General features: G+C 36.4%; 30 protein-coding genes, 1 other RNA gene and 1 pseudogene. 9 read left to right on the top strand and 23 right to left on the bottom strand.

What is annotated here, in order from left to right:
• A partial coding sequence (locus WBN20_RS06325; RefSeq protein ID WP_424281110.1) for an ABC-F family ATP-binding cassette domain-containing protein occupies nt 1-1,536 on the bottom strand: 1,536 nt, incomplete at its 3' end.
• Nucleotides 1,533-2,738: a DUF4105 domain-containing protein gene (locus WBN20_RS06320; RefSeq protein ID WP_424281109.1), complete on the bottom strand. Its 1,206-nt coding sequence runs from the start codon at nt 2,736-2,738 to the stop codon at nt 1,533-1,535. The genes WBN20_RS06325 and WBN20_RS06320, both read right to left, overlap by 4 nt.
• 94 nt (nt 2,739-2,832) lie before the next feature.
• Here WBN20_RS06320 and WBN20_RS06315 point away from each other — a divergent pair, with 94 nt between their 5' ends.
• The gene (locus tag WBN20_RS06315; protein WP_424281108.1) at nt 2,833-3,582 is read left to right on the top strand and encodes a CDP-alcohol phosphatidyltransferase family protein; all 750 of its coding nucleotides are present in this window, start codon (nt 2,833-2,835) and stop codon (nt 3,580-3,582) included.
• A gap of 66 nt (nt 3,583-3,648) precedes the next feature.
• Here the strand turns inward: WBN20_RS06315 and WBN20_RS06310 are convergent, their stop codons facing one another.
• From WBN20_RS06310 to WBN20_RS06290, 5 genes and pseudogenes are all read right to left on the bottom strand, one after another.
• Nucleotides 3,649-4,068, bottom strand: coding sequence for a hypothetical protein (locus WBN20_RS06310; protein WP_424281107.1), 420 nt, complete (start codon nt 4,066-4,068; stop codon nt 3,649-3,651).
• A gap of 148 nt (nt 4,069-4,216) precedes the next feature.
• A complete protein-coding gene (gene lptB / locus WBN20_RS06305; RefSeq protein WP_424273963.1) occupies nt 4,217-4,957 on the bottom strand; it encodes an LPS export ABC transporter ATP-binding protein in 741 nt (246 codons plus the stop codon).
• A gap of 72 nt (nt 4,958-5,029) precedes the next feature.
• A pseudogene (locus WBN20_RS06300) lies at nt 5,030-5,370 on the bottom strand (carboxymuconolactone decarboxylase family protein).
• On the bottom strand, nt 5,354-6,193 hold the full coding sequence (gene tatC / locus WBN20_RS06295; RefSeq protein ID WP_424281106.1) for a twin-arginine translocase subunit TatC: 840 nt from the start codon (nt 6,191-6,193) through the stop codon (nt 5,354-5,356). Before tatC ends, WBN20_RS06300 begins: the two are co-directional and overlap by 17 nt.
• A complete protein-coding gene (locus WBN20_RS06290) occupies nt 6,193-7,158 on the bottom strand; it encodes a KpsF/GutQ family sugar-phosphate isomerase (RefSeq protein ID WP_424281105.1) in 966 nt (321 codons plus the stop codon). The genes tatC and WBN20_RS06290 overlap by 1 nt, the downstream gene beginning before the upstream one ends.
• Nucleotides 7,159-7,390: 232 nt before the next feature.
• Between WBN20_RS06290 and WBN20_RS06285 the strand changes: the two genes are divergently transcribed.
• Nucleotides 7,391-9,592, top strand: coding sequence for a RecQ family ATP-dependent DNA helicase (locus WBN20_RS06285; RefSeq protein WP_424281104.1), 2,202 nt, complete (start codon nt 7,391-7,393; stop codon nt 9,590-9,592).
• Between the two features lie 84 nt (nt 9,593-9,676).
• Here WBN20_RS06285 and WBN20_RS06280 read toward each other — a convergent pair whose 3' ends face one another.
• The 3 genes from WBN20_RS06280 to WBN20_RS06270 are packed head-to-tail and all read right to left on the bottom strand — an operon-like array spanning nt 9,677 to nt 10,649.
• Nucleotides 9,677-9,976 carry a CCC motif membrane protein gene (locus tag WBN20_RS06280; protein ID WP_424281103.1) on the bottom strand — a complete coding sequence of 100 codons (300 nt, stop codon included), beginning with the start codon at nt 9,974-9,976 and terminating at the stop codon, nt 9,677-9,679.
• A gap of 25 nt (nt 9,977-10,001) precedes the next feature.
• Nucleotides 10,002-10,325, bottom strand: a complete 324-nt coding sequence (locus WBN20_RS06275) for a CCC motif membrane protein (protein ID WP_424271330.1) — start codon at nt 10,323-10,325, stop codon at nt 10,002-10,004.
• A gap of 15 nt (nt 10,326-10,340) precedes the next feature.
• Complete coding sequence (locus WBN20_RS06270; protein ID WP_424281102.1) at nt 10,341-10,649, bottom strand: DUF2752 domain-containing protein; 309 nt, start codon at nt 10,647-10,649, stop codon at nt 10,341-10,343.
• A gap of 40 nt (nt 10,650-10,689) precedes the next feature.
• Here WBN20_RS06270 and WBN20_RS06265 point away from each other — a divergent pair, with 40 nt between their 5' ends.
• Together WBN20_RS06265 and WBN20_RS06260 are read left to right on the top strand one after the other, a co-directional pair.
• Nucleotides 10,690-10,857, top strand: a complete 168-nt coding sequence (locus tag WBN20_RS06265; protein ID WP_424281101.1) for a hypothetical protein — start codon at nt 10,690-10,692, stop codon at nt 10,855-10,857.
• Between the two features lie 16 nt (nt 10,858-10,873).
• Entirely contained in the window at nt 10,874-11,422 is a 549-nt protein-coding gene (locus WBN20_RS06260) for a Smr/MutS family protein (protein ID WP_424281100.1), read from the top strand.
• Nucleotides 11,423-11,427: 5 nt separating this feature from the next.
• Here the strand turns inward: WBN20_RS06260 and WBN20_RS06255 are convergent, their stop codons facing one another.
• A complete protein-coding gene (locus WBN20_RS06255) occupies nt 11,428-11,934 on the bottom strand; it encodes a hypothetical protein (protein WP_424274826.1) in 507 nt (168 codons plus the stop codon).
• A gap of 115 nt (nt 11,935-12,049) precedes the next feature.
• On the opposite strand from WBN20_RS06255, the gene WBN20_RS06250 reads away from it, so the two are divergent.
• Entirely contained in the window at nt 12,050-13,198 is a 1,149-nt protein-coding gene (locus WBN20_RS06250; protein WP_424272741.1) for a cysteine desulfurase family protein, read from the top strand.
• Here WBN20_RS06250 and WBN20_RS06245 read toward each other — a convergent pair.
• From WBN20_RS06245 to WBN20_RS06235, 3 genes are read right to left on the bottom strand one after another with little or no spacing between them, the layout of a single operon-like run.
• The gene (locus WBN20_RS06245; protein WP_424281099.1) at nt 13,185-13,847 is read right to left on the bottom strand and encodes a hypothetical protein; all 663 of its coding nucleotides are present in this window, start codon (nt 13,845-13,847) and stop codon (nt 13,185-13,187) included. The two genes, WBN20_RS06250 and WBN20_RS06245, sit on opposite strands and share 14 nt — an antisense overlap.
• A 10-nt stretch (nt 13,848-13,857) precedes the next feature.
• Complete coding sequence (locus WBN20_RS06240; RefSeq protein ID WP_424281098.1) at nt 13,858-16,326, bottom strand: TonB-dependent receptor; 2,469 nt, start codon at nt 16,324-16,326, stop codon at nt 13,858-13,860.
• 4 nt (nt 16,327-16,330) lie between these two features.
• Nucleotides 16,331-18,022, bottom strand: a complete 1,692-nt coding sequence (locus WBN20_RS06235; protein ID WP_424281097.1) for a M23 family metallopeptidase — start codon at nt 18,020-18,022, stop codon at nt 16,331-16,333.
• Nucleotides 18,023-18,231: 209 nt separating this feature from the next.
• Between WBN20_RS06235 and WBN20_RS06230 the strand changes: the two genes are divergently transcribed.
• From WBN20_RS06230 to rny, 4 genes are all read left to right on the top strand, one after another.
• A complete protein-coding gene (locus WBN20_RS06230; RefSeq protein WP_424272737.1) occupies nt 18,232-18,522 on the top strand; it encodes a hypothetical protein in 291 nt (96 codons plus the stop codon).
• Nucleotides 18,523-18,536: 14 nt separating this feature from the next.
• Complete coding sequence (locus tag WBN20_RS06225) at nt 18,537-18,833, top strand: cell division protein ZapA (protein ID WP_424272736.1); 297 nt, start codon at nt 18,537-18,539, stop codon at nt 18,831-18,833.
• A gap of 54 nt (nt 18,834-18,887) precedes the next feature.
• Nucleotides 18,888-18,995, top strand: a non-coding RNA gene (ssrS, locus tag WBN20_RS06220) — 6S RNA.
• Between the two features lie 203 nt (nt 18,996-19,198).
• Nucleotides 19,199-20,767 (top strand): ribonuclease Y, encoded by a 1,569-nt coding sequence (rny, locus tag WBN20_RS06215; RefSeq protein WP_424274822.1) that lies wholly within the window; start codon nt 19,199-19,201, stop codon nt 20,765-20,767.
• A 105-nt stretch (nt 20,768-20,872) separates the two neighbouring features.
• Here rny and WBN20_RS06210 read toward each other — a convergent pair whose 3' ends face one another.
• The 9 genes from WBN20_RS06210 to modA all read right to left on the bottom strand — a co-directional run.
• Complete coding sequence (locus tag WBN20_RS06210; RefSeq protein WP_424281096.1) at nt 20,873-22,195, bottom strand: DUF3570 domain-containing protein; 1,323 nt, start codon at nt 22,193-22,195, stop codon at nt 20,873-20,875.
• Between the two features lie 45 nt (nt 22,196-22,240).
• Entirely contained in the window at nt 22,241-22,453 is a 213-nt protein-coding gene (locus WBN20_RS06205; RefSeq protein ID WP_424274820.1) for a DUF4266 domain-containing protein, read from the bottom strand.
• Nucleotides 22,450-23,436 carry an FAD:protein FMN transferase gene (locus tag WBN20_RS06200; RefSeq protein WP_424281095.1) on the bottom strand — a complete coding sequence of 329 codons (987 nt, stop codon included), beginning with the start codon at nt 23,434-23,436 and terminating at the stop codon, nt 22,450-22,452. The genes WBN20_RS06205 and WBN20_RS06200 overlap by 4 nt, the downstream gene beginning before the upstream one ends.
• Nucleotides 23,437-23,874 (bottom strand): thioredoxin family protein, encoded by a 438-nt coding sequence (locus WBN20_RS06195; protein ID WP_424272731.1) that lies wholly within the window; start codon nt 23,872-23,874, stop codon nt 23,437-23,439.
• A 90-nt stretch (nt 23,875-23,964) separates the two neighbouring features.
• Nucleotides 23,965-24,528 (bottom strand): cysteine hydrolase family protein, encoded by a 564-nt coding sequence (locus tag WBN20_RS06190; protein WP_424272730.1) that lies wholly within the window; start codon nt 24,526-24,528, stop codon nt 23,965-23,967.
• Nucleotide 24,529: 1 nt separating this feature from the next.
• Entirely contained in the window at nt 24,530-25,405 is an 876-nt protein-coding gene (locus tag WBN20_RS06185) for an ABC transporter ATP-binding protein (protein WP_424281094.1), read from the bottom strand.
• A complete protein-coding gene (modB, locus tag WBN20_RS06180) occupies nt 25,402-26,073 on the bottom strand; it encodes a molybdate ABC transporter permease subunit (RefSeq protein ID WP_424273448.1) in 672 nt (223 codons plus the stop codon). Before modB ends, WBN20_RS06185 begins: the two co-directional genes overlap by 4 nt.
• The gene (locus WBN20_RS06175) at nt 26,073-26,474 is read right to left on the bottom strand and encodes a TOBE domain-containing protein (RefSeq protein ID WP_424273446.1); all 402 of its coding nucleotides are present in this window, start codon (nt 26,472-26,474) and stop codon (nt 26,073-26,075) included. Before WBN20_RS06175 ends, modB begins: the two co-directional genes overlap by 1 nt.
• Nucleotides 26,467-26,983: molybdate ABC transporter substrate-binding protein (modA, locus tag WBN20_RS06170; protein ID WP_424281093.1), on the bottom strand; the 517-nt coding region annotated here is incomplete at its 5' end. The genes WBN20_RS06175 and modA, both read right to left, overlap by 8 nt.

Below are 26,983 nucleotides of genomic sequence, written 5' to 3'. Positions count from 1 at the left end.
GTCTTCAACAATTCCATTGCCTTTAAAAATAAATAAATGATCTACTATCTTATCCATGAAATAGCGGTAATGGGATACTACCAGCAGACACCCGGGAAAGTCGAGTAAAAAACTCTCCAGGATATTTAAGGTGATAATATCCAGATCATTTGTCGGCTCATCCAGGATCAGGAAATTGGGATTCTGGATGAGAACGGTACATAAATACAATCTCTTTCGTTCTCCACCACTCAGTTTATCTACAAAATCATATTGTTTCTTTCTATCAAATAAAAATCGTTCCAAAAGCTGTTGGGCTGAGAGTTGCCTTCCTTTTTTTAAAGGAATATAATCCCCGAATTCGCGGATAACATCAATTACTTTCTGACCTTCTTTTATCGTAATCCCATTTTGTGTGTAGTATCCGAATTTAATGGTCTCTCCAACTACAATTTTTCCACTATCCGGCGGTTCAAGGCCTGTTACAATATTCAGGAAAGTAGATTTGCCAGTACCGTTTTTACCAATAATTCCGATTCGTTCTCCCCTTAAAAAATTATAATCAAATTTATCAAGTAAGACAATACCCGGGTAGGCTTTGGAGACTTTGTGCAGTTCCAGAATTTTGCTGCCCATACGTTCCATGTTGATCTCCAATTGAATTTCATGGTTCTCTCTGCGTTGGTGTGCCTTTTCTTTGATACTATGGAAATCATCTATCCGCGATTTAGATTTTGTGGTTCTTGCCTTTGGCTGTCTTCGCATCCAGTCGAGCTCCTTTTTATAAAGCAACTTGGATTTATGTTGTTCTACCGCTTCAAGTTCCAATCTGGCTTCTTTATTCTCCAGATAGTAGGCATAATTTCCTTTGTATGAATAAAGCTGACCATTATCTAGTTCCAGGATCTCATTACAAACCCTTTCCAGAAAATACCTGTCATGAGTAACCATAAAAAGAGTAATCTTTTTACGACTAAAATAATCTTCTAACCATTCTATCATTTCCAGATCTAAATGATTTGTGGGTTCATCGAGAATCAATAGATCTGGCTCATTCAACAGGGCATTGGCCATTGCCAGTCTCTTTTTTTGTCCACCGGATAGATCACTTACTTTAGCTTCAAGATTGTCCAGTTTTAATTTGGAAAGAATTTGTTGGTATTGGGTTTCAAAATCCCAGGCGTTATTCCTTTCCATAGACTCAAAAGCTTTTTGGTAAGCTTCTTCATTTTCGGGATGGTCCAAAGCTGTTTCATAGGCAGCAATAATCTTTAGAATCTCATTGTCAGATTCCAAAATGGTCTGCTCTACGGTTAATTGAGGATTAAGATCTGGTTCTTGTTCCAGAAAAGAAATTCGAATTCCTTTACGGTAGTTTACAGCACCGTCATTTGGGACATCCTTCCCTGCCAGAATATTTAAAATTGAAGTTTTACCTTCCCCGTTTCGGGCAACCAACGCAATTTTCTGATTCTTATTTATGCCAAACGACAGGTCTTCGAAAAGGACTAATTCTCCATATGATTTGGCTATATTTTCTACGGAAACCAAATTCATTGAAGACTTGAGTTGGAATTAGTGAAATAGCGATAAAGCAGGGCGTATCTATGGCCAAGTATGGCAAATACCACTGTAATTAGCGGTGAAAACTGTTGAATTTGAAAAATCCAAATTAATAGCGTAGCAGCCATTAAAACTAATAGTGCCAAAATATATTTACCCATCCATTTTGGGATTCGGTCTTTTCTCAGGAGAAAATAACAGGCTGCAATATTGAATGGGAATGCCCAAAGGATATTAAAATTATTTGCAGTTGAAGAATGGTCTGTAAGGAACCATAGGAAGAAAATGAGTAACCCGGCAGATCCCGTAATCAGAAATAAAAAAAAGTCGAGCCACCTGCTCCGTGTCCCGTTTCTAAGATCTATATATGATATTGAAAGGGTAAAAAGCAATAAAAGGAGTAACCAAAAAAGAGGTGTTGTGCCAAAATTTCTACTAAATCTTTTGTCATTATAATCAAGAACTGTACGTTCTCGAAGAACTAAGGGACTTTGTGACAGGGTTGTATTATTCATTTGAAGCATAACATATTTGGGCAGGAACATATACTCTTCGGGTTCAGCTTCTCTATCAATAACGGATCCCAAGGCAAGGTCTATGCCAAAACTTGACCATGAATTGGTAAGCAGGTTTTGTTGTATCAGATCTCTGAAAGTAAAATGGTTTTTAAGATGCTCTCCGTGAAAGTCAAGTTTATTTCCAAGAACCTTTTTTAATATTTCTGGTAATTTAGTGGCACAATTATCAAATAAGAAGTCATATTTATAATCCCTGTTTTCAGGCTTTCGGTTATTTTCCAAAAACCGGAATAAGGCATTTTGTTCTTCCAGATTAAGGTTTAATATTTGTTCTTTTACCCATCGGTTCTCCAGTTCATAGGTAAAGAGGAAATCTGAAAATTTTGAAACGCTTAAAGAATAAAGCAATTTCCCCCTGGCAAATTTGGAGTAGAAGTTTGGGGTATTAAAATCAAAAGTCCCGTAGTTATAGACCCAATTAATTCCTTTGGCAGTGTCCTGAACTCTAAATGCACTATGCCCGAAACTAGCATACAGTTCCTGGCCAGAGTCGCAGGTAATTATACTAATTTGCGCATTATCTGATAATTGAGCCTGAAGTGAAAAACCAAAAAAGGCGATCCATAATACATTAAGGAAGTAAAGTTTTTTAAATTGAATTCTTAGTGTTCTGATCAATTGTGAAATAACTATTAGAGGCAAATATCCGAATAAATTATGTTAAGAAAGAGTTAGAATAAAAATTATATTATTTTTACTGAAACCGCCAAACATGAAGAAACATATTCCACAGTTTATAACCATGCTTAATATTTTATGTGGATGTATTGCTACAGTATTTGCTGTTTTAAATATGTTGGAACTTGCCGCGCTTTTTGTTTTTCTGGGAATTGTTTTCGATTTCTTTGACGGACTTGCCGCAAGAATGCTGGATGCACAGAGCGAATTAGGAATCCAACTCGATTCATTGGCTGATCTAATAACAAGTGGTCTCGTTCCCGGCATAGTAATGTTTCAGCTGCTTGCGATGTCTCAAACCGGTGGATGGAATCTCGATTTTTCAGGAACATCAGAAACTGTGACATGGAAAGGGTTAACGAATTCATTCCTGCCTTTTTTTGGCTTTTTAATTACATTGGCTTCAGCCTACAGGTTGGCAAAATTTAATATTGATGAAAATCAGGCCACCTCATTTATTGGTCTTCCTACGCCGGCAAATGCCTTATTTATACTTTCACTTCCTTTAATACTATTAAACCAGGCAAATGACTATTTAAATGCGATAATTTTAAATCCATGGTTTTTGGTCATAATTACCATTCTGAGTTCCTATCTGTTAAATTCAAGGATAGAATTATTTGCTTTAAAATTTAAGAATTGGAGTTTTAAGGACAATGCCTTACGCTATATTTTCATAATTGTAAGTTTAGTATTACTTTTAACTATGAAATTTTTAGCGGTACCTGCGATTGTGTTTTTTTATATTGTTAGTTCCATGGTATATAAGATTGGGGATAGATAATTTCTGACAGGTATATAAATCAATTTCTTTAGTTACGTTTTAATCGGGATTTTATGTCAAATATGTTTATAGCTTGGTCATGGAAAAGGTGCCGTTATTACCACTGCTCGCGGTCCAGTTTCCCGAAATTTTAATACTTGAAGCACCATTTCCACGCAAGCTAATTGAAGTTCCATCACATTCATCTTCTCCACTGGCTTCAAATTTACCACCAGAAACCCACCAGCTACCGCTAAACGGACATAAGACTTGTGAATCGGTTTCAGCAGAAATGGCACCATCTTGTTGAAGTGTAAAGGATACATTAGCAGAACCCATGGTGCCTTCAGCGGTTCCATTCCATATACCAACAAGTTCAGGATCAATGGTCCTTGTAGCAGGAACCACAGCTATCTCTGGAGAATTATCATCCGATGCGCAACTAATAGTGAAAAAGAGTGTTAAGCCAAGTAAAATAAAAAAGTAGTTTAGGTTTAAAACTTTCATATCTGAAAGGAATTATTCATTTGCTTTCTGAGTTATAGAACCTAATTTACTATTACCACTCATATAATCAGGTAGTTATGTGTGATCTGAATTGAATATTGTATGAATGGAATATTCTGAATAATATTTTTATGGTAGAAGGAGTAATTTAAAAGTCCAATTTCTTTTTACGAAGTTCAAAATTCTGTCCTAAATAGACTTTACGCACCATTTCGTCTTCTGCAAGATCTTCAGGGATACCAGATTTCAAAATGCCGCCTTCAAACATCAAGTAAGATCGTTCTGTGATTGCCAGGGTTTCCTGAACATTATGATCAGTGATTAAGATGCCAATATTCTTATCTTTTAGCTGAGCTACAATTCGTTGAATATCTTCTACCGCAACAGGGTCAACGCCGGCAAACGGCTCATCCAGTAGTATAAATTTAGGGTCAGTAGCCAGGGCTCTTGCTATTTCTGTACGTCGGCGTTCGCCCCCGGATAATAAATCTCCCCTATTCTTTCTAATATGCCCCAGTCCAAATTCTTCTATAAGCGACTCCATTTTCATGTGTTGCTCTTTTTTGCTCAGTTTTGTAAGTTGTAGAACGCTTAAGATATTATCCTCAATACTTAATTTTCTAAATACCGAAGCCTCCTGGGCAAGATAACCAATGCCGTTTTGAGCCCTTTTATACATGGGAAATTTTGTGATCTCGGTCTCATCTAAAAAAATCTGACCACCATTAGGTTTAATAAGCCCTACAATCATATAGAAGCAGGTGGTTTTTCCAGCTCCGTTAGGCCCCAGCAGCCCAACTATTTCTCCCTGGTTCACCTCTAAGGAAATACCCTTGACTACCTTACGCCCTCTGTAGGCTTTCATTATGCTATCTGCTCTTAATTTCATTCAGAAGAATTATCTTTCAAATCTAAGTCATTCTACTTTCTACTGTTCAGAATTATAGTTTTTTTAACCTTCCTATAACTCCGGTTGTTCCCAAAACCCATAAGCTCTCCGCAAATGCGGAATAACAATCGTACCACCTACTAAGGCAGCAATACTTAAGGTTTCCATAACTTCTTCCTTGGAGGCACCATGATTATAGCAGCTTTGTAAGTGATATTTAACACAATCATCACATCTTAATACTGCAGACACCATAAGACCTAATAGTCTTTGGTTTTTATATTTAAAACCCCTTTGCTATAGGCGTTCGTGTCCAGGTTGAAGATTCTCTTTATTATTTTGTTATTATCTGCTAACAACTTCCCATTCATTTTAGAACGGTAGGCATTAAAATCTTTAAATGGGTTTGACATCCTTTTTTGATTTTTTGGCTTCTCGTCTCATAACAAATTTAGAAATATAAATACTAGCCTGATATAAAATTATCACGGGTACAGCTACAATTATCTGACTTGTAACATCGGGTGGTGTAATAACCGCAGAGAGTATAAGTACAATAACGAGAGCGATTTTTCTATATTTTTTTAGTATTTCCGGAGTAACAAGACCTACTTTGGTTAAGAAGAAGATGATTATTGGTAATTCAAAAAGAATTCCACACGCAATCACAGAGGTCCTTACACCAGAAATATAGGAGCCTATATCAAACTCATTTAAGACTTCCTTACTTACTTGATAGGTTCCCAAAAAGTTTATAGATAAAGGTGCAACTACATAGTATCCAAATAATACTCCCATAAAGAAAAGCAGTGAAGCAATCAAGATAAAACCGCGGGAATTATTTCGTTCATTTTCCTTGAGCCCGGGACTTATAAATTTCCAAATTTCATATAGAACATACGGAAAGCCAATGATAAATCCGGCCCAAATAGATGTCATTATATGTGCGGAAAATTGTCCGCCCATAGTTCTACTCTGAATGGTAAAGGGAAGTTCATCCGCACAAAAAGCAGATTCTATACCAATAGAAGTAGCAATTCTGCAAAAAAAGCGATAAGTTGGAAAATCCATATTCTTAGGGCCAAAAATGACCGTGTCGAAAATGAAGTCTTTCATTAGAAAAGCCACTATACCAATGAGAACTATTGCAATGGTTGATCTGATAAGATGCCAACGCAGTTCTTCCAGATGGTCCAAAAAGGACATTTCGTTAGGGTCGCCAGTAGCTTGAGCCATTAAAGTATTCCTTCATTAATTAGATTATGCAAATGAACAACGCCAACATATTTATCTCCATCTATAGCTAGTAATTGAGATAGGCTATTAGAGCGCATTTCTTTCAAAGCTTTTATGGCAAGGACGTCTGTACCAATCGTCTTAGGATTGGTTGTCATTATATCTTTCGCCTTCAGGCCATTAATGTTTTCGTATTTATTTAGCATCCGTCTGATATCACCATCTGTTACAATTCCAACGATCTTGTCATTGTTCATAACAGCAGTCACACCTAACATTTTTTCAGAAATTTCAATAATTACCTGCTTTACATCTGCATCAACGCCTACTTGGGGCTTTAAATTGTTTCCTACAATATCGGAAACTCTCAGGTAAAGTTTTTTTCCAAGTGTTCCTCCCGGGTGATATTTAGCAAAATCCTGACTACTGAATCCCCGCAATTCCAAAAGACAGATAGCGAGGGCATCTCCTATAACCAGTTGGGCAGTAGTACTGGTTGTTGGCGCCAGGTTATTTGGGCATGCTTCTTTTTGAACAAAAGTGTTCAAAACAAAATCTGCATTTTCAGCAAGAAATGAATCTAAATTACCACACATTCCAATTAACTTATTATTTCCCAGTTTAATTAGCGGCACCAACATTTTTATTTCAGGGGTATTCCCACTTTTGGAGATGCAAATCACTACGTCATTTTTCTGGATTGTGCCCAGATCACCATGTATAGCATCAGCTGCATGCATAAAAATTGCTGGTGTCCCTGTAGAATTTAAAGTAGCCACTATTTTAGAGGCTATGATAGCACTTTTGCCAATACCCGTTATTACTACACGCCCCAATGATTCATAAATGCAATTTACAGTACTTGCAAATTGATCATCCAAAAGTGTCGCCAAGTGCGCAATGGCCTCGCTTTCCGTTTTGATGGTTTTTGTGGCAGTAGCTAATATAGCTTTGTGATTGCTCAATATAGTTCTGAAATTATGTGTTTACAATTATAGAAATTAACTTAATAAATAAACAGATTTTAAAAGAATGTATTATATTTAAGAAAACAAAATTACACAAACTTATTTTATAGGAGATTCTAAACTACAAACAATATAAATTATCATTTTTACTCACCTGAAAACAAGAAGATATATCGTAATTTTAATAACGAATATCATTAAATAGAAGACTCGTTATACTAAATTTACAATGATTTTGAATGAAATTGAATTACATGCCGCGCTAAAAAAATATTTTGGTTTTTCTAAATTTAAAGGGCTACAGGAAGGTGTTATAAAAAACGTCATTCAGAACAAAAACACCTTTGTAATTATGCCTACAGGAGGCGGAAAATCGCTTTGTTATCAGCTTCCTGCTCTTTTAAAAGAAGGGACTGCTATAGTGGTATCTCCATTAATAGCTCTCATGAAAAATCAGGTTGATGCCATCCGAGCTGTTTCCTCAGATCACGGAGTTGCTCATGTTCTGAACTCTTCATTAACCAAAACTCAGGTTAAGGAAGTAAAACAAGATATTTTAGATGGTATAACAAAATTGCTCTATGTAGCACCAGAATCACTAACAAAGGAGGAGTATGTGGAATTTTTACAATCTGTACCCCTTTCATTTGTAGCTGTTGACGAAGCCCATTGTATTTCTGAATGGGGGCACGATTTTAGACCGGAATACAGAAATTTAAGGGCAATTATTAACAGGTTGGGAGATAACATCCCTATTGTAGGTTTAACCGCAACAGCCACACCAAAAGTCCAGGAAGATATTATAAAAAACCTTGTGATAACAGATGCAAAGGTTTTTAAAGCATCTTTTAACAGACCCAATTTGTTCTATGAAATAAGGCCTAAGACAAAAAATGTAGATGCAGATATTATTCGTTTTGTAAAGAAGAATAGCGGTAAATCGGGAATAATTTATTGTTTAAGCAGGAAAAGAGTTGAAGAACTGGCCCAGGTATTACAGGTTAATGGAGTGAGTGCCGTGCCTTATCATGCAGGATTTGATGCTAAGACACGTTCCAGGTATCAGGACATGTTTCTTATGGAAGATGTAGACGTGGTCATTGCAACTATTGCTTTTGGAATGGGAATAGACAAGCCAGATGTGCGTTATGTAATTCATCATGACATTCCCAAAAGCATTGAAAGTTACTATCAGGAAACCGGCCGAGCCGGCAGGGATGGAGGCGAAGGTCACTGTCTCGCATTTTATTCTTATAAGGATGTGGAAAAATTAGAGAAATTCATGTCTGGTAAACCGGTAGCTGAGCAGGAAATTGGGAATGCCCTTCTGCAGGAAATTGTTGCATATGCCGAAACATCTATGTCTCGAAGAAAGTTCATTCTACATTATTTTGGTGAAGAATTTGATGAGGTGAATGGAGAAGGTGCCGATATGGATGATAATACAAGAAATCCTAAGGAAAAAGAAGAAGCGAAAGAAAATGTAATAAAGTTAATCGAGGTAGTACAAGGCACTAAAGAAAAGTTTAAGGCCAAAGAAATTGTCTTGGCACTTATCGGCTCTACGAATGCACTTATTGCTTCACACAAAACCGACGAAAAGTCTTTTTTTGGTATTGGATCAGACAAAGACAAAAGTTATTGGATGGCTTTAATAAGGCAGGTATTAGTTGCGGGATTACTAAAAAAGGAAATAGAACGATATGGAATATTGCATGTTACCAACACCGGATCTTCATTTCTTGAAAATCCCACATCTTTTATGATGACGAGGGATCATGTATATAATAAGGAAAATGATGAAGCCATTGTTACTGCTGCCAAAAGCGCTGGAGGGGCCGCAGATGAAAAATTATTGCGTTTACTCAAAGAACTTAGGAAAAGAGAAGCCAGAAAATTGGTTATCCCTCCTTTTGTCATCTTCCAGGATCCCTCCCTTGATGATATGTCTCTAAAATACCCTATTTCCATGGAAGAAATGGTAAATATTCATGGAGTAGGTGAGGGTAAGGCAAAAAAGTATGGAAAGCCTTTTGTGTCCTTAATTGCTCAGTATGTAGAGGAGAATGAAATAATTCGCCCTGATGACCTTATAGTGAAGAGTACTGGAGCTAATTCTGCTCTTAAGTTATATATTATTCAAAATGTGGATAGAAAATTACCTCTGGATGACATTGCCTCCGCAAAAGGACTTGAATTGAACGATTTAGTGAAGGAAATGGAACAAATAGTTTTTAGTGGCACTAAATTAAACATAGGCTATTGGTTAGACGAGATATTGGATGAGGATCAACAGGGTGAAATTCATGATTATTTTCTTGAGGCGGAATCAGACGATATTGAAGAGGCGCAAAAAGAATTTGATGGCGAATATGAAGACGAGGAGTTGCGACTATATCGCCTAAAATTTATGAGTGAGGTTGCCAATTAGGAAAAATAGCATATTACTATAAATAAACAAAAGACCCTCATAATGAGGGTCTTTTATTTAGGTCTAATTTCGTTAAATTGTCTTTTAAAAATTTCCGCTGGTAATAAAAGCGGCAATAACTCCAAAATAAAGGATTCCGAATACCAGATATATTATAGCCAGGGCCATTCCAACATAAGACAAAATCCGGCCAGTTCTGACACTTTCATATCCCGAATAATTTTCTGGATGATTCTTATAAAGTTCCTCGGCTTTATTAGCACTGCTTAAACCAATAATACTAAATATAATTGCAAAAGGGCCACAACAAGTTATGGCTCCTATGATAGAAATTATACCCATTGTTAAGGCATTACTCGCACCGGGTAAAGGTTGTTGATTCATTTTATATATTTTACGAGGAGAATTATTACTCCCATTGCTCTCTCATTTCATTTACCTGCTCCATATATGCATCCCAGCCACCAATAGCTGAAATTGAATACAAAACATATACAAAATAGATTATTCCTAATGCCATTCCAATAATGGATAAAATTTTAGCCGTTTTAAGCTGACTATAATTGGAATACAATTCTGGATTTTCTTTATACTTATTTTCATCCTTAGAAACAAGAAAGAAAGCAATACCAGCAAGAATAGTTGCGGGAAGGCCGCCAAAACAGCAGCAAAGATATGAAAGGATGGACAGTACAATGGCTATGGTTACATTAGGTAATTTTTGTTGTTCCATGAAGTTTTTGGTTGATTAGAAAAATTTTAAAATAAAGTTGATCAATATTGTTGTTACACTGGCTATCATTAAGAATATACTTATCTTATTTGCATATTTTATGGCTATTAAATTATCCAATAACAAAAAGCCCAAAAGCAGTATTAGAGGGTATATTGCCGGATACATATTAAAAGCCTCAATAAATTCTCCATGAAAGAGTAAAACAGCTGCTCTTTGAATACCGCATCCCGTACATTCTAATCCTAAAAGCTGTTTATTCAGGCAGGGTAGCATATAATCTTCATCTAATAAAAGTAATATGAATGAAGCGATATTCATCATGACAGATTAATCAACCGAAAAATACTATTATTTTTGAGGAATGAAAACAAATCGAATCATTTATTTTTTGTTAATTATAGCAGGAGCAATTATTATGGCCACAGGAGACCAATTGGTTAGGAAGGAGTATGCCATGTGTTTAGGAATAATTTTACTAATGTTTGGAATTTATAAATCTTCTAAGGTTTGGACTGAAACGGATGAATAAATAATGAGAAAGGGCAATGAGAAATTTTAAAGAAGGAGACAAGGCTGAAGTCATAGACGATAACATTACAGGGATAGTTATGCTAGTTAAGGGCGATTTAATAACAATACGGACTTCTGAAGGTTTTGATATGGATTTTACTGCATCTGAATTGATGCATACTGAAGGAATAAATTCTATTAAAGTAAGTAATATTGAAGTTGCACAGGTGAAGGCAGTCAAGGAACAGTCAGGGAAACCAAAAATAAGGAAAGTTAAAGCAAAAGAGCGCAGCGCTCCTAAAATGGAAGTAGATTTACATATTCATCAACTGGTTTCTTCCTCAAAGGGGATGACTAATTATGATATGCTGAATATACAAATGGAAACGGCTAAAAGACAGCTTGAATTTGCCATTCGCAAGAGAATACAAAAGGTGGTTTTTATTCATGGAGTGGGGGCAGGGGTTCTTAAAGAAGAATTGAATTATTTATTTAAGCGATACGAAAATGTAAAATACTATGATGCAGATTATCAAAAATATGGTTTAGGCGCTACTGAAGTCTATATTTATCAGAATTCGTGAATAGATTATTCTTGCGTGGTTATTGTGCCAAAATCATTAATAGTCAGGTCTGAAATTCGCAGACCTTCCGAATTTACCAGTGAAACTCCACTTAATTCAATTTTGTGCTCGTAGACTGTGGTATCGCTTTCACTTTGAACCGTTGTAATAAATACCTCGCCCCCTTCACCTTCGAACTCCTCCACAACTGTTGGTGAGATTGGTGGTACTGCATCACAAAAATAATTTTTAGAAATATCCTCGGAAAAAGTCCGGTATACTAACTGGGATTGCCCCGGAATCGCACTCTTAATAGTGTCTGCAGAAACTTCATTCTTTAAGACATCACTTTGCAATTCAAGAATTAAAGCATCGGTTGTATTGAGTTTAAAGAATAGCGTACTGTTAATAGTTGTAGTAGATTCACAGAATGTGATACTGGTATCGTTAAAATCTATCGTTTCAATTACTAAATCCCCGTCATCGCATGCGTTGAAAAAGCACAAAATAAAAATTAACAATACTCTCTTCATGCCTCAAATTTAAATGAATTTAAGGCTATTATCCTAGTGACTTGAGTTGATTTTATGAAGAGTTTAAGTTTATTTCGATTATTTTTGATTTTGTTTCTCATTATAAAGCTTGTTCATGCCAAAGATCTATTTTGATAATGCCGCTACCACCCCCGTTCGGAAAGAGGTAATTACAAAAATGAAGGATGTCCTGGTTAACTCTTATGGTAACCCTTCTTCTACGCACGGATTTGGAAGAAGTGCCAAGACGGAAATAGAGCAAGCCCGCAAAACAATTGCCAAATATTTGAACGCGCAAGCTTCTGAGATTATTTTCACTTCGGGAGGAACCGAAGCAGATAACATGATATTAAGAAGTGTAGTAAAGGACATGGGAGTGCAAACTATTATTACTTCAAAAATAGAGCATCATGCTGTGTTGCATACGGCAGAGGCCTTACAAAAGGAGTTTGGTATCCAAATTGAATTCGTTAAGCTTGATAGTTTTGGCAATCCCGATCTTAAGCATTTGGAAAAGTTATTATTGGCAGATGATTCAAAAAAAATTGTTAGCCTGATGCATGTAAACAATGAAATCGGGAATATTTTAGATATTCAAGAAATAGCGATACTATGCAAGGCCAATGGTGTACTTCTCCATTCAGACACGGTACAATCTATAGGTCATTTTAAATGGGATGTACAAAAAACCCCGATTGATTTTATGGTGGCCGCAGCTCATAAATTTCATGGTCCCAAAGGGGTTGGGTTTGCTTTTATAAGAAAAAACACAAATATAGAACCCCTGATACTAGGAGGTTCACAAGAACGCGGATACCGTGCAGGAACTGAACCAATTCACAATATTGTCGGGTTAAAAGAGGCGTTTGTTGCGGCCTATGATAATCTGGAAGAGGAAAAACAATATATCAGCAGTATTAAAGAATATTTTATTAAAAAAATAAAAGAAGCTTTACCTGAAGTTAAATTTAACGGTTATTCGGGAAATTTGGAAAGGAGTACTTATACTTTGGTGAATGTTTGCTTACCTTTTAGTAAAGAGAAATCTCAAATGCTGCTTTTTCATTTGGACCTAAAGGGAATTGCTTGTTCGGAAGGTAGTGCTTGTCAATCTGGCGCCAGTGGCGGGTCACATGTACTGGCGGAAATTTTATCTTATGAAGAACTGCAAAAGCCCTCTGTGAGGTTTTCATTTTCAAAATATAACACAAGTGAAGAAGTAGATTATGTTATAGAGATTTTGAAAGATTTTAGTCGGGCTTAGAATTTTTTTTCATTCTTAACCTTTCTTTGTCATATGGAAATTTGCGCACCAGTTTTTTCATCAATTTATCAATCAGGTCGGCCGTATTCCTTCCTGATTTTTTATTGATTTCATTCTCGTATTTCCAAAGTAATTTCCCTGTTTTTCCATCACTTATTTTAATGCCGATTCTACCATAATTAGAATCACCAATGAAATAGTCCATAACGCTAAATTCAACCGGGATTCCTTCTGAAAGAAGGATATTTAAATCCAAATTCCCGCTTAATATAGCGTCTACCTCCAGAATTTCAGCAAGCTCTTTTATGGTATAAATATCTATATTATGGTAAGATATATTATTTTGGGCGAGTATGGCATTGGTGTTTTTAATATTTTGAAAATCAACTGTGAATTTCTTCTTTTTCTGGCCAAGGCCAAAATAGGTCTCCAGGGCATCCTGTACCGCATACCCCTCATTTTCTGCCAGCTTTTTTGATTCCTCATTGGTAATATTTTCTTCTAATGCAAGATGAGTAACGAAAGGAATAATAGCCAGCACATGATGATCCTTACTCAGGGCATCAAATTTAGTACTTTCGTAAACATTTTTTTGGGCATTGATAAAAGTGCCGCAGGCAAGAAGGGTAATAAAGAGTAATTTTTTCATTCTTTTTTAACTAAAAACGCATACCTAGTTTCAGGTTGAACACACGGGATGTCATATAATTAGGAACTGCAAACTCCAGTTTACTATCCACATCTCTTACCCATGTGTTAGTTATGGAATTTTGATTGTCAAATAGGTTGTAAATCTCAAAACCAATATTTAATTCTTCAAAGCTATATAACCAGTGTCCTTTAGGGTATTGTTTATTTAATCCTACAAAAATATAGGAAATACCTAAATCTGCACGTTTATAATCTCTTAATCTATTCTGAAAATTATAAGGATCGGCATAACTTGGAGAACCTCCGGGTACTCCGGTGTTGTAAACAAGATTCAGGTACATCCTTAAACTGGGTATGGTAGGGATGTAATCCTGCCACAATATACCTATTTGAAACCTTTGATCTGTTGGTCTTGAAATGTACCCTCTATTATCAATATTTTCTTCGGTTTTAAGGAAACCAAGGCTTACCCAGGATTCTGTTCCGGGAACGAATGCACCATTCATTCTCATATCAAATCCATAAGCATAGGCCTTAGCATTATTTGCCGCGGCATAACGAATTCTGACATCATCAATGATGTATGGATTTACATTGGTCAAATTCTTATAATACAATTCGCTCAACAGTTTAAATGGCCGGTTCCAGAGTTCAAAGCTATATTCGTTGCCAAATACAAAATGTACAGATTTTTGTGCTTTTACTTCTGGTTGAATTGTACCGGTAGGATCTCTTAATTCACGATAAAATGGGGGTTGTTGATATACCCCTGCCGCAATTCTAAATAGCATATCTACCTTCCATGATGGTTTAATTGCAAACTGTCCTCTTGGGCTAAAAATGATCTGAGAATTACTGGAAAAACCTTCTCCGCTTACCGTCCAGTATTGGGTTCTGAATCCTAAGTTATAATAAATGTTATTACTATTCCAAAGTGTTCTTCGGCTATATTGAAGATATCCGGATAAACGATTTGTTTTTACAAAATTCAAGGCAGAAACAGATGTGTAAGGTACTATTGATGCGTTAAAAGGTTCTTGCGGTTGATTATTTATAAACTCATCAGTTGGGGGTCTTACTGAATAACCTAAAGAGTCCAAAAATTCAGATTCACGAATTTGATCTCTAAAGTCTTCATGGGTATATTTTACACCCCATTCCCAGGACTCTTTATTTTTATCGAGTTTGCCTTTGTGTGCCACATTCACTATAAGTGCGTCAAGGTCATTACGTGCCCTGTTAAACTGAGTACCTAATCCCCTTGTAGAGGTTAGCTCACCAAGATTATTGCTCCCGAGATCTGTGTCAATCTCACCTAATTCATATTGCGAAATAACATCGGAATACTCTTCTTCCGTCGTGTGGTAAACAGAAGTTATAAAACTAAGTGAAACACTCTCATTTACGTAATAGTCCGCTTTTAGTGCCCCAAAGCTGGTTTTATAATTATTATTTTCTTCTCCTTGATAAAACACCACCAGAGCCTTAGGGTCGCCAATTGTTCCAAAGTTGGTCTGCCTGGAAAGAGGAACATTTTTATAATCATTAACAGAAAGGTTTCCTAAAAAGTTAAGGCTAAATTTTCTGGAGAAATGGTAAGTAAGATAAGTTTGTAAATCTGCAAAAGCAGGAGTAAAATTCGTATTGGTTTGCTGGCTATTTACAAGAAGACTATTGTTTCTGTATCGGAGGCCGGTTACACTTGTAAAATTCTTATTTTTAGATAAGGTTTCAAGCGTAATACCTCCTCCAAGAAAACTGGCCTCCAAATTTAATCCAAATTCTGTTGGATTTTTATAGGTAATATCCAAGACAGAAGAGAGCTTATCCCCAAAATGGGCCTGAAATCCGCCAGCTGAGAATTCCAGATTTTGGACCATATCACTATTCACAAAACTTAATCCTTCTTGCTGGCCTGAGCGCACAAGAAACGGGCGGTAGACTTCAATATCATTGATATAAACCAGGTTTTCGTCATAATTCCCACCGCGTACAAAATACTGCGTACTTAGTTCGTTATTGGAAGAAACTCCCGGAAGCAACTTCAGCACATTTTCCACACCAGCATTGGCTCCGGGAATTTTCCTTACAAGTTTAGCGGAAATGGTTGTTATACCTTCAGCGCTTTTTTCTCCGGTTGCCGTAACTTCAACACCATCTACCTGAATTACATCAGTTTTCATTACCGGGTTGAATTCAAAAGTCTCATTAGTGGTGAGGATTAAATTCTCCAGGATTACATTTTTATGACCTAAATGAGTAAAAATAATTGTTATTTCCTTGTCAGGAATTACTTCTAGTAAATAAAATCCGGTTGAATCCGTATAGGTACCATGACCCTTGGTAGTTATGTTTACATCGGATAATGGCTCATCATTCACTCCCAGAACTACCCCTGTTATTGATGCCTTTTGCCCGCTTACCAAAGTAAGCGAACCCAACAGAGTAAAAAGGAATAAGAGTTTAGAACACTTCAAAAGTTTATTTTCTGTAAAAACTACTGGTAAAGGTATTTGAATTCCCCACGTTATCTGTAACGATTACTTTAAGTTCACATTGCGTTTGATTTAGAATTTTATCATCAAAATTATAGGTAAGTGTTTTTGTTTTTGGTTCGTATTCCATTAATATCCATTCACCATTTAATGTGGCAGAATAAGTGTCAATGCCACTTAAATCATCAGAAATCGTAAGACTGAGATAACGGTAGTTATTTAACCATTGCTTTTCCTTAAAGTTCTTAGAACGTATTTTTGGTTGAATTGTATCCTTCGCGAGGGTATACGTCCCAAGGCTTCTGGTTCTGGTTGTAAAGGTTGTCCCTCTTTTAAAAGTGGTCATATAATTAGCCTTCTTTTTTCTGTCGAGACGAGCTATGAACATTTTCTTTCGCTGCTGTGGAAGATATTTAGTAACATCAAAAGTTATTGTAAATTTTTTGTGTGCCGGGATCCTATTATTGTGAATCACAACTGTATCCTTACCTTTTTGGAGGTCCATATAAAAATTATCATAAAAGGTATTTGCCGGAAAATAGACTTTTGCTGCACCCAGGTCATAATTATTAGGTTGTTTAGCAATAATAAAATAATCTGTCTTCAATTCATTCTTAATAACAAGTGGCTGCTGTCTTTTTCCTTCAACAGGAATAATAAGTCTTACCAGATTATCCTGCAGATCCTTTATAAGGATTTCCACCTTGTAATTAAGTCCTTCTGCAACAGCAATTTTTCCTTCATTGTATAGTTGTTTATATATTTCAAGTCGATTTCCCGGCACAATAAAGCAGCGTTGTATGCGCTGGTTATATTTCCCAAAATGGTCGTAATCTATCAGAGTATTGATATAGCGGGTTTCTTTAAATGAGAACGATTCAAAATTAAAATCGGTGTAAATTTTTCCATTCACTAATTGTTGAACAGAATAGATTCCATTTTTATTGGCCGCGAGATCTTGCCTGTCATAGGTGTTTACACCAAAACCAATTGTTCCGGAGGCGTAGACTTTATCTGCCAGGTAAGATCCATCCTTTTGTTTGTTGAATTTAATTTGAATCTTCTTACTGCTTCTATTTACCTGTGCTTCTTTAGACAATGGATAAGCAAATAAACTAACAAGAGTTGGATTGGTGGCATCCCGCACCTCTAAACCATAAAGAAGTGGGTTAGTTGGTTTTTCAGAAATACTACTTCTTATTTCAAAATGCAGATGAGGCCCTGAAGAACCTCCAGTGTTTCCGCTATAGGCTATAAGCTGATCTTTTAAGACCTTAATGTCACCATAATCCGGAAATACTTCAACTTCATATGACTTTTTCTCATATTGAACCCTTTTAATAAAAGATTCAATTTCCGGCGAAAACTTTTGAAGATGTCCATATACCGAAGTATAACCATTGGGATGGGCAATGTATATAACTTTTCCATATCCCCAAAGTCCTATTTTTATTCTTGTTACCGTACCATTTCCTATGGCATACACGGGCAACCCCTGTCGCTGTTGGGTTTTAATATCAATACCAGAATGAAAATGATTTGATCGTAATTCACCAAATGTACCTGCGAGTACTAAGGGTATATCCAAAGGAGGCCTGAAAGTGTTTAGGGGGTACTTTTCCTGACCCAAACCAGTAAGAGCGGAAAGAAGAAGGAGGCTTAAAATAAGTATTCTCATAGCTGCTAAGTTGATGCGAATTTAATTAATACGAGTTAAACTTGGAAAAAAGGTCTGTTAACAACCATAATTTTCTTTAATAATTATTTCAATTTGTGGAATAGTCCTATTCATTGGATTTAAAGTATTACTTCAGGAATAATTGCAAAAACTATTGCGAAGTCGTTTGAGGTGTGTTAACTTTGTGTAAAACGTATTGTAATTTGCATATGAGCGAATTGGTTGAAATCGTTGATTCCTTAGAGAATAAAATTAGCAAGCTCCTACACAAAATAGAATTGCTAAATCAGTCTAAAATAAAATTGGAGCAGGAAATTGTTACTCTTAAAAATGAGGATGAGACAATAAAGAATACCATTTTGGAATGGGAAGAAAGATATAATTCTCTCAAGCTTGCAAATTCAATGCTGGGCAGTGATAATAATAAAACTGAAGCAAAGCTCAAAATAAATACATTAGTTAGAGAGTTGGATTATTGTATAGCTCAACTTGCTGAGTAGTGTTGCTAAGAAATATGGGAGAGAAGCTGAAAATAAAGCTCTCTATCGCAGATAGGGTATATCCTTTGACCATTGACCCGAGTCAGGAAGAAGGACTAAGAAAGGCTGCAAAGAATATAGAACAGCTTGCCAAGAAATTTGAGCAAAATTATGCCGTTAGGGACAAACAAGATGTCTTGGCCATGTGTGCCTTGCAGTTTGCCTCCAAGATTGAACAAAAAGGCATAGATAATACAGAGGATACCAAAGAAGTTGCGGAACGTTTAAGAGCGTTGGATCAGCTGGTAAACTCTAAGCTTAGTATAAAATAAGTTCTTTAACATAATACAAAGTTACTGCCCACATTGGTATTTAATTTTTGACGAACTCAACACTAATTTGTTTGAAAAGGGTGAGTTTAAGTTGTAAAAGCAAGCCTTCTTGTAAAGGATCCTTGATCAATTTGTTAGCCCTAAACCTGTTTATAGGAGTTTGTACAGAACTTCACCAATGTGGGTTTTTTATTTAAAATTGGTTTTGAATCATTTTGAGGCCTGATCTCAATTTGTTTTTTCCTATTAGGGATTAGCAATAATAGTTTTAAAGTCACATTACTTAGTGATTGCGCACATAATTTTCAGGCGTTGCGTTCATACTTTAACTAGAGGCAGGGAAGTATTAATTATTAAAATAGGTTATGGATATTACAACGATTGCAATAGCAGCTATAGTTGGTTTGGTAATAGGATTAATTGTTGCAAAAGTCTTAGAGAAAGGTAAGGCATCGAAGACCGTTGCAAATGCGAAAAAAGAGGCGAATTCTATCTTAAAAACTGCCAATATTGAAGGCGAGAACATTAAAAAAGACAAGATATTTCAGGCTAAAGAGAAGTTTTTAGAATTAAAGGCAGAACACGAGAAAGTAATCATAAACAAGGACAAAAAGATTGCTGAATCGGAAAAACGCACACGGGATAAAGAATCACAAATTAGCGGAGAACTTGCTAAAAATAGAAAGCTAAACGAACAGCTTGAAATTAAACTCAAAGATTTCGAGCATAAATCTGGAATTTACGATAAAAAACAATCTGAACTTGAAAAACTTCATAAAAGACAGGTTCAACAGTTAGAGGTTATCTCCGGCTTATCCGCGGAAGATGCAAAAAGCCAGCTCCTTGAATCTTTAAAGGAAACTGCAAAAACAGATGCAATGGCTTATTTGCAGACCACAATGGAGGATGCTAAGCTAACAGCGCAGCAGGAAGCCAGGAAAATCGTCATAAACACAATTCAGCGCATTGGTACTGAAGAAGCTGTTGAAAATTGTGTATCTGTATTCAACCTTGAATCTGATGATGTTAAAGGTCGTATTATTGGAAGGGAAGGACGAAATATCAGGGCACTGGAAGCTGCTACAGGAGTGGAAATCATTGTTGATGATACTCCTGAGGCCATCATACTTTCCTGCTTTGATTCTGTACGAAGAGAAGTGGCCCGACTGTCCTTACATAAACTAGTTACAGATGGAAGAATTCATCCGGCCAGGATTGAAGAGATTGTACGAAAAACTGAAAAGCAAATAGAACAAGAAATTGTTGAGGTTGGTAAACGCACGGTTATTGATTTGGGCATTCATGGATTGCATCCGGAATTGATTAAAGCCGTGGGTAGAATGAAATATAGATCTTCATACGGACAGAACTTATTACAGCACTCCAGGGAGGTAGCAAAACTTTGTGGGGTAATGTCCGCAGAATTAGGGTTGAATCCAAAAATAGCGAAGCGAGCTGGTTTATTACACGATATAGGAAAAGTACCAAATACAGAAGTTGAGGTAGAAACACCTCATGCCATTTTAGGGATGCAATGGGCTGAGAAATTTGGAGAAAAACCTGATGTTTGTAATGCCATAGGTGCACACCATGATGAAATAGAAATGAAAACCCTTATATCACCTATTGTACAGGTATGTGATGCTATTAGTGGTGCCCGTCCCGGAGCAAGAAGACAGGTGCTGGATTCTTATATTCAAAGGCTAAAAGATCTTGAAGATATCGCTTTGGCTTTTGGAGGTGTTCAAAAATCCTATGCCATTCAAGCCGGAAGGGAATTGAGAGTTATTGTTGAAAGTGAAAAAGTAAGTGATGAGAAAGCAGCACAGCTTTCTTTTGAAATCTCTCAGAAAATTCAGACAGATATGACCTACCCGGGTCAGGTAAAGGTTACCGTAATACGGGAAACACGTTCGGTTAATGTAGCCAAATAAGGAGTTTTCTCAAACGAATTTAAAAACGAGCTTAAAGCTCGTTTTTTTGTTTCATATTTATTTGCTTGTCCTGGAAAAGGACATTCGTATATAATGGCAGCCATTTTAATCAACGACAAACTTAAAACCGGCGGTAATAATTCCTGCGCTTAAACCAGTATTTCTTTTGTAATAATTATACCTTAAATCAATACTCTTTAAACCTACTTTCAATTTGTGTTGTTTCATAATTATGTTGGTATAATTAATGCCGAAACCAAATTGATTTGCATTGTAATCAGACAAATCATAATCTGAAGTATAGAATTGCGAGGTGGAAAGATGTTCATTATATGGGGCAAAATAATCTGCGGCCTTTTGGTTGTAAAAGCGATATGAAGGATATAAAGTAAATTTTTCCGCAATTTTTACAGGGACTTCAATACTTAGCGTGTTCGAATTTATCCCCCAATCATCAAAATAATATCTATAATATGATCGAACAACCAGATATTCATTGATAAAAAAGTTAAGTCGGCCCCCGAGTGCTACTTTAAACCTGGAGTCCGGTAAGCGTTCAATATCATCCGCCAGATGGAAATTATCAATAAAAGAATCTGCAACATCACTAAAATAGACCCGTTGAAAAGGAGTGGAAAGCAAACCTTGCTGCAGAACAAAATCGGCTAAAAAAGCTCCTTGTATGTTTTTGGAAAGGATTTGAGACAAACCAACGCCAAAAGAATAGGAATTTCTATTCTCATCCGTTAAAACAGTAAAAGACGGATTGTAATCAGGATTTCCTGTAATGGTATTTTCTATAAATAAAAAATCATTCAATCCCCTGCCACCCGGGGCAAAGGGACGAAGTTCATAGGGGTATATAACCTTCCATTTATCAAGAAATACATTTGCACTAAATCCAAGTTCTGTATTTTTCTCATTAAACAACCTGGTATAACTACCTCCAAAACCCAGAGAGGTGTAATCGTACTCCGTGGAAAATGAAAGTTTTCCGCTCCAGATAGAATTTCTGTCATCCGAACTATGGCTGTAATTTCCTGTTAGATTAAACCATGTATCACTCTGCGAAGCACCAGAGGCCGCAATAAAGGGATCTGCAAAACCTTTGTCAAATGGATTAATATTACTGGAAGAGGCAGAAGTATATGCCGAAATACCAGCATCCACTGTTAGAATATCGTCATCATTTATAGGGATTGATACTACAAAAGTTCCGGTAAAATCTGTTAATTCTTCCGTCCCAAGGCCTCCTGTTACCGCAGCATTATTGCCATCCTGGGAGTAATAACTAGATAAAATGTCTATTTCAGCGGTTTCTAAAACCCGTTTTTTATAATCCCCTGCATTTTCTCCCTGATTCTGAGCATGGCAAATACCGAAGACCATAAAGAGAAAAATAAAAATAATGAGTTTATATATGGTCATAGTTTTTCTATAAAAGGATTGAGCTGAATCACTCTCATCCCCAAATTAATTGCAGCCACATCCACCCCCCGTTTTACCGCCATTTGCACCAACTGCGGCTTCGCGATAGGAATGAAAAATTGTAATATTTCTGTCGCATAACTTTTCGGATAGCTCCATATCGGGATCATTAATATTTACTTTTTCATATCCCTTTACTGCAACACAGCTACTTAAAACTATTGGGATACATGCTGCAAAAACAATTTTTTTAATCATATCCTGTCTATTTCTATATTATCGGAAGTAAATACTTTCCCTTTTTCGTCGATAATTACGCACTCAACTTTCGGTAATTGATTAATTCTGTTTAATCCTGTTTCAATGCCCATTACAAATACAGATGTTGCAAGAGCATCTGCCAATTCTGCTTTTGGAGCAAATACTGTAACGCTCAAAATACCGGTAGCGGGATAACCTGTTCGTGGGTCAATAATATGCGCGTATCGAATACCGTTAAATTGCACAAATTTTTCATAATTACCCGAAGTTACCACAGCACCATCGGAAATTGGCAACACGGCCGCTGCCTTGGTTTTATTTAACGGATTTGTAATAGCTACTGTCCATTCATTACCATTAGGCTGTCTGCCCCATGTATTCATGTCTCCTGAAGCATTAATAATACCTGCCTGTACGTTGTTTTTGAGTAATAAGGCTTTTGCCTGGTCTGCTGCATATCCCTTCCCTATGGCTCCGAATCCAATTTTCATTCCTTTATCTTTAAGGAAAACCGTTTTATTCCTGGAATCCAGAATTATTTTTTGGAATCCCACCTTAGCAACAGATGACTCTATTTCCTCTTTTGAGGGCATTTTCTTCATACTACCGTCAAATTTCCAGATTTTGTCCATAGACGCATAACTTATATCAAAAGCGCCATCGGTTAAACCTGAAAGACCTATAGCCCTTTCAATTAAGTTGTATAATTCTGCACTTACTTTAACGGCCTTAATTCCGGCATTCATGTTAATTTCAGATGTCTCGGAATTAGGGTCCCAGGACGAAATGAGTTTTTCAATTCTTGAAATCTCTTTAATTGCAAGGTCTATTGCTCTATTGGCCTCCGTTGAATCTTTTGCGACCACAGTAATTTGAAAACCACTGCCCATTAATTTTAGATTTCGATGAAAGGATTGCTGTGCCGTTAAAGGAACAGTATTTAAAAGAAGAATGAAAATGATGCCAATTTGTTTTGCCATTTACCCGGAAAAAGATTCTAAAAGACTGATATATTCTTTAACGGTTATTTTCTTATAACCAGTTTGTCCTAAAACCTTGCCATCTTTATCAAGGACAACAACTAATGGAAAGTATCCATTTTTATTATAAGTTTCCGCTAGCTGTTCATTTTTTTTCTGCTGCTCGGCCGGGAGCATATTTTGTTTTTTACGCGGGAAATCTGCCAATACCATAACAAAATGGTCTGAAGAATAATTTTTGAATTCTTCGGAGCTCCAAATCTGTTGATCGAGTTTTATACAAGGCGCACACCAATCTGAGCCTTGAAAAACTAAAATTATCGGTTTATTGCCAGCCATAGCAATTTCTTTGGCTTTATCAAAATCGGTCTGCCAATCCTGGGCAAAAAGTGTTCCGGAGGCAAGGAATACAGCCAATAATACGATGCTAACTTTCATATGTTTTAGTAACGTCTGATTTAAAAATATAGTATTCGTTTTAAAGAGTATAAACCAAGAATAAGGTAAATACTAAAACTGTAATATCCCTTAGATAATTTTCAATAAATCATCGGTTTTAATTACCAATGCAAATTCATTGTGTAAACTGGCTAATTCAACTTCATGAATCATTTCAGCTTTATATTTTGTACCGTCGGCACCTACTTTATCAAAAGTAGCCGTGGCGTCAGCAACTAAAAATGTATCATATCCCAAATTCCCTGCCATTCTTGCACTACTCGACACACAGTGATCTGTAGTAAGTCCAACTATCACAATTTTTTTTATTGCCAGTTCGTCTAATTGTTGTTTTAAATTTGTGCCAATAAAAGCACTGTTCACCTCTTTCTCTATAATTGTTTCGCTCGCCAATGGCTCTACAATATCCTTGAATTCATTCCCTGGCTGGCCCTTTACAAGAGGAGAATTCGGATTGGTTGAGTTATGTTTAATATGAAATATGGGAAGCTTATGATTTCTCCAGAATTCGAGGATTCTTCTTGCATTTGATTCAGCTTGAAGATTATTTCTATGGCCTCCATAATAGTCAATATCATCTAACCCCTTCTGAATATCAATAAGAAGTAATGCCGGTTTGCTATCAGAATTCATATTATTCAATTTTGTAGAGAATTGGATTAAAGGCTTTAGAGGCAACAATTACTTTATCACCAATGCCCAGGGATTGTACTTCAGATTTATCAGCAATTACTTTAACCACATTGTTTTGAATAAGAACCGAAACAATAACTACAACATCCTGAGGTTCTAGCTTCAAAACTTCCCCGACAAATTTAAATTTACCGCTGACTTTTTTGTTGGAAAAGATATCATTTGGAATACCTTTTCTGGCAATTTCCCCCTGTTCAAGCACAAAAACCCGATCAGAAAGTTTGATAATCTCGCCTATATCATGACTTACCAATAAAGTAGTCAGACCATATTCATTATGAATTCTTGTAATGTAATCCTGGAGTTTCAAACGAATTTTATAGTCCAGGGCGGCAAGTGGCTCGTCCAATAAAAGAATATTGGGTTTACGAACAAGAGCTCTGGCCAGGGCAACCCTTTGTTGCTGACCCCCTGAAAGTGTTTGTGGATTTCTATGCTGCAGATCACCTAGTTCCATCATTTCTATAAGATCTGTAATCACTTTTTTATTCTGTCCTTTTTTAGATGCAAACTCCAGATTTTGTAGTACCGTCATATTTGGAAATAAGGCATAATCTTGAAAAACATATCCTATATTCCTATTTTGGGGAGACAAATAGCTTCTATTTTTGGTATTTACCCAATTGGCATTTTCTACAGTTATAATGCCTTTATCTGGCTTTAATAAGCCCGCTAGGATTCTTAAAGTAGAGGTTTTTCCCGCACCAGATTCACCGTAAAGTGTAACTAATTCCCCTTTTTTAATTTCACATTTTATGCGAAGGTTCATTGGTCCGTCAGAGGCACTTAAATTTTTATGAATATCAATTTTAATCATTTCCAAAAACGTTTTAGATACCCCCCGTTTATTAAGTAGACCATAAGCAGGATGCAAAAGGTAATGCTGAATAATACCGTGGCGTAGAAATTTGCCGCACTATAGTTCATTGCTTCTACTTCCTCATATATTGCTATCGATGCAACTTTGGTCTTACCGGGAATACTACCGCCTATCATCAGTACAACGCCAAATTCACCTACTGTATGTGCAAATGCGAGTACAATTCCGGTTAATAAGGAAGCTTTGCAATTGGGTAGCAGTACCTTGAATAAAGTGGTCCATTTTGATTTTCCCATTACCTGGGAAGCTTCCGTGAGTGAATGAGGCAGTATGCTAAGGCCTGATTGAATGGGGTGAACCATAAAAGGCAGGCTATAAATTATAGAGGCAAGGACAAGTCCACCAAATGAGAATACCAGTTTAATGCCCAGCCATTCATTTATCCAATTCCCAAATGCATTACCCGGGCTGAAGGCTACAAGGAAATAAAACCCCAGTACTGTAGGGGGTAAAACCAAAGGCATGCTAATAAGGGTTTCGATAAAGGGTTTGGATCTGGATTTCGTATTTACCAACCAGTATGCCAATGGTATTGAAATAATCAATAAAATTACTGTAGTAACAACAGCTAGTTTTAAGGTAATAAAAAGTGGATCCCAATTCATCATTCAGAGAGCATAATTTCATTAGTTTTAACCATAGCACATACGATTAATTCTTCTTCTAAACTTAGTTGATCCAAGGCATTGGTAGTAATAATGGAACTTATGTCACCCACCGGGGTATTGATCAGGATATTGCTTAATAATAAACCGCGTTCAATACGTCTTATTACCCCTCTAAGCTGGTTTTGTAGGCTTATTAAATGCTTTATGTCCTTACCAATAATAACTTCTGTTTCCTTAAATAAAACCTTAACCAAATGACCTGCAGTTAAATATGAAGCCGTTTCCGGAGTTTCTATAACGATGGCTTTAAATAGTATTTGATCAGAAAGCGCTACAGTTACAAGCGACAAACTACCGTTTACCCGCACTTCTTTGATATGACCCTCTAAACTATTCATCTACCGAATATCCGAAATCTTTTAATATAATCTTCGCCTCTTTGGAGAAAAGAAATTTATAAAATTTATACGCCTGCGAATTATTTCTATTGGGTTGATTTATGACCACTGCACCCTGAGAAATTGGAGTATAGCTGGTATCATTAATATAAACCCAATTCCCCTTACCCTTCATTTCAGGTGAAAGTACCACTGATTGGGCCGTAAATCCTATTTCAGCCGATTTAGAATATATAAATTGATTGGTTTGGGCAACACTTTCACCATATACCAATTTATTCTCAAGACTAAATAAAAGGCCTTTTTTTTCCAGTACTTCAAGAGCTGCCTGTCCATATGGTGCTGTTTTAGGATTCGCGAGTGCAATATGTCTAATGTCAGAATCATTTAAGTTTTCTATTGATATCGGCAGTCCGTCAACCATTGTCCAGAGCACTAATTTTCCATAGGCATAGATCTCAGGGGCTGCTGTGGTTAGGCCTTTCTTAAAAAGATCCGAAGGGTATTTC

It is taken from the genome of Eudoraea sp., from assembly GCF_049665975.1.
Taxonomy (GTDB): Bacteria; Bacteroidota; Bacteroidia; order Flavobacteriales; family Flavobacteriaceae; genus Eudoraea.
The sequence above is the reverse complement of the archived record's forward strand: the minus strand, read 5'-3'. Positions and strand labels throughout refer to the sequence as shown.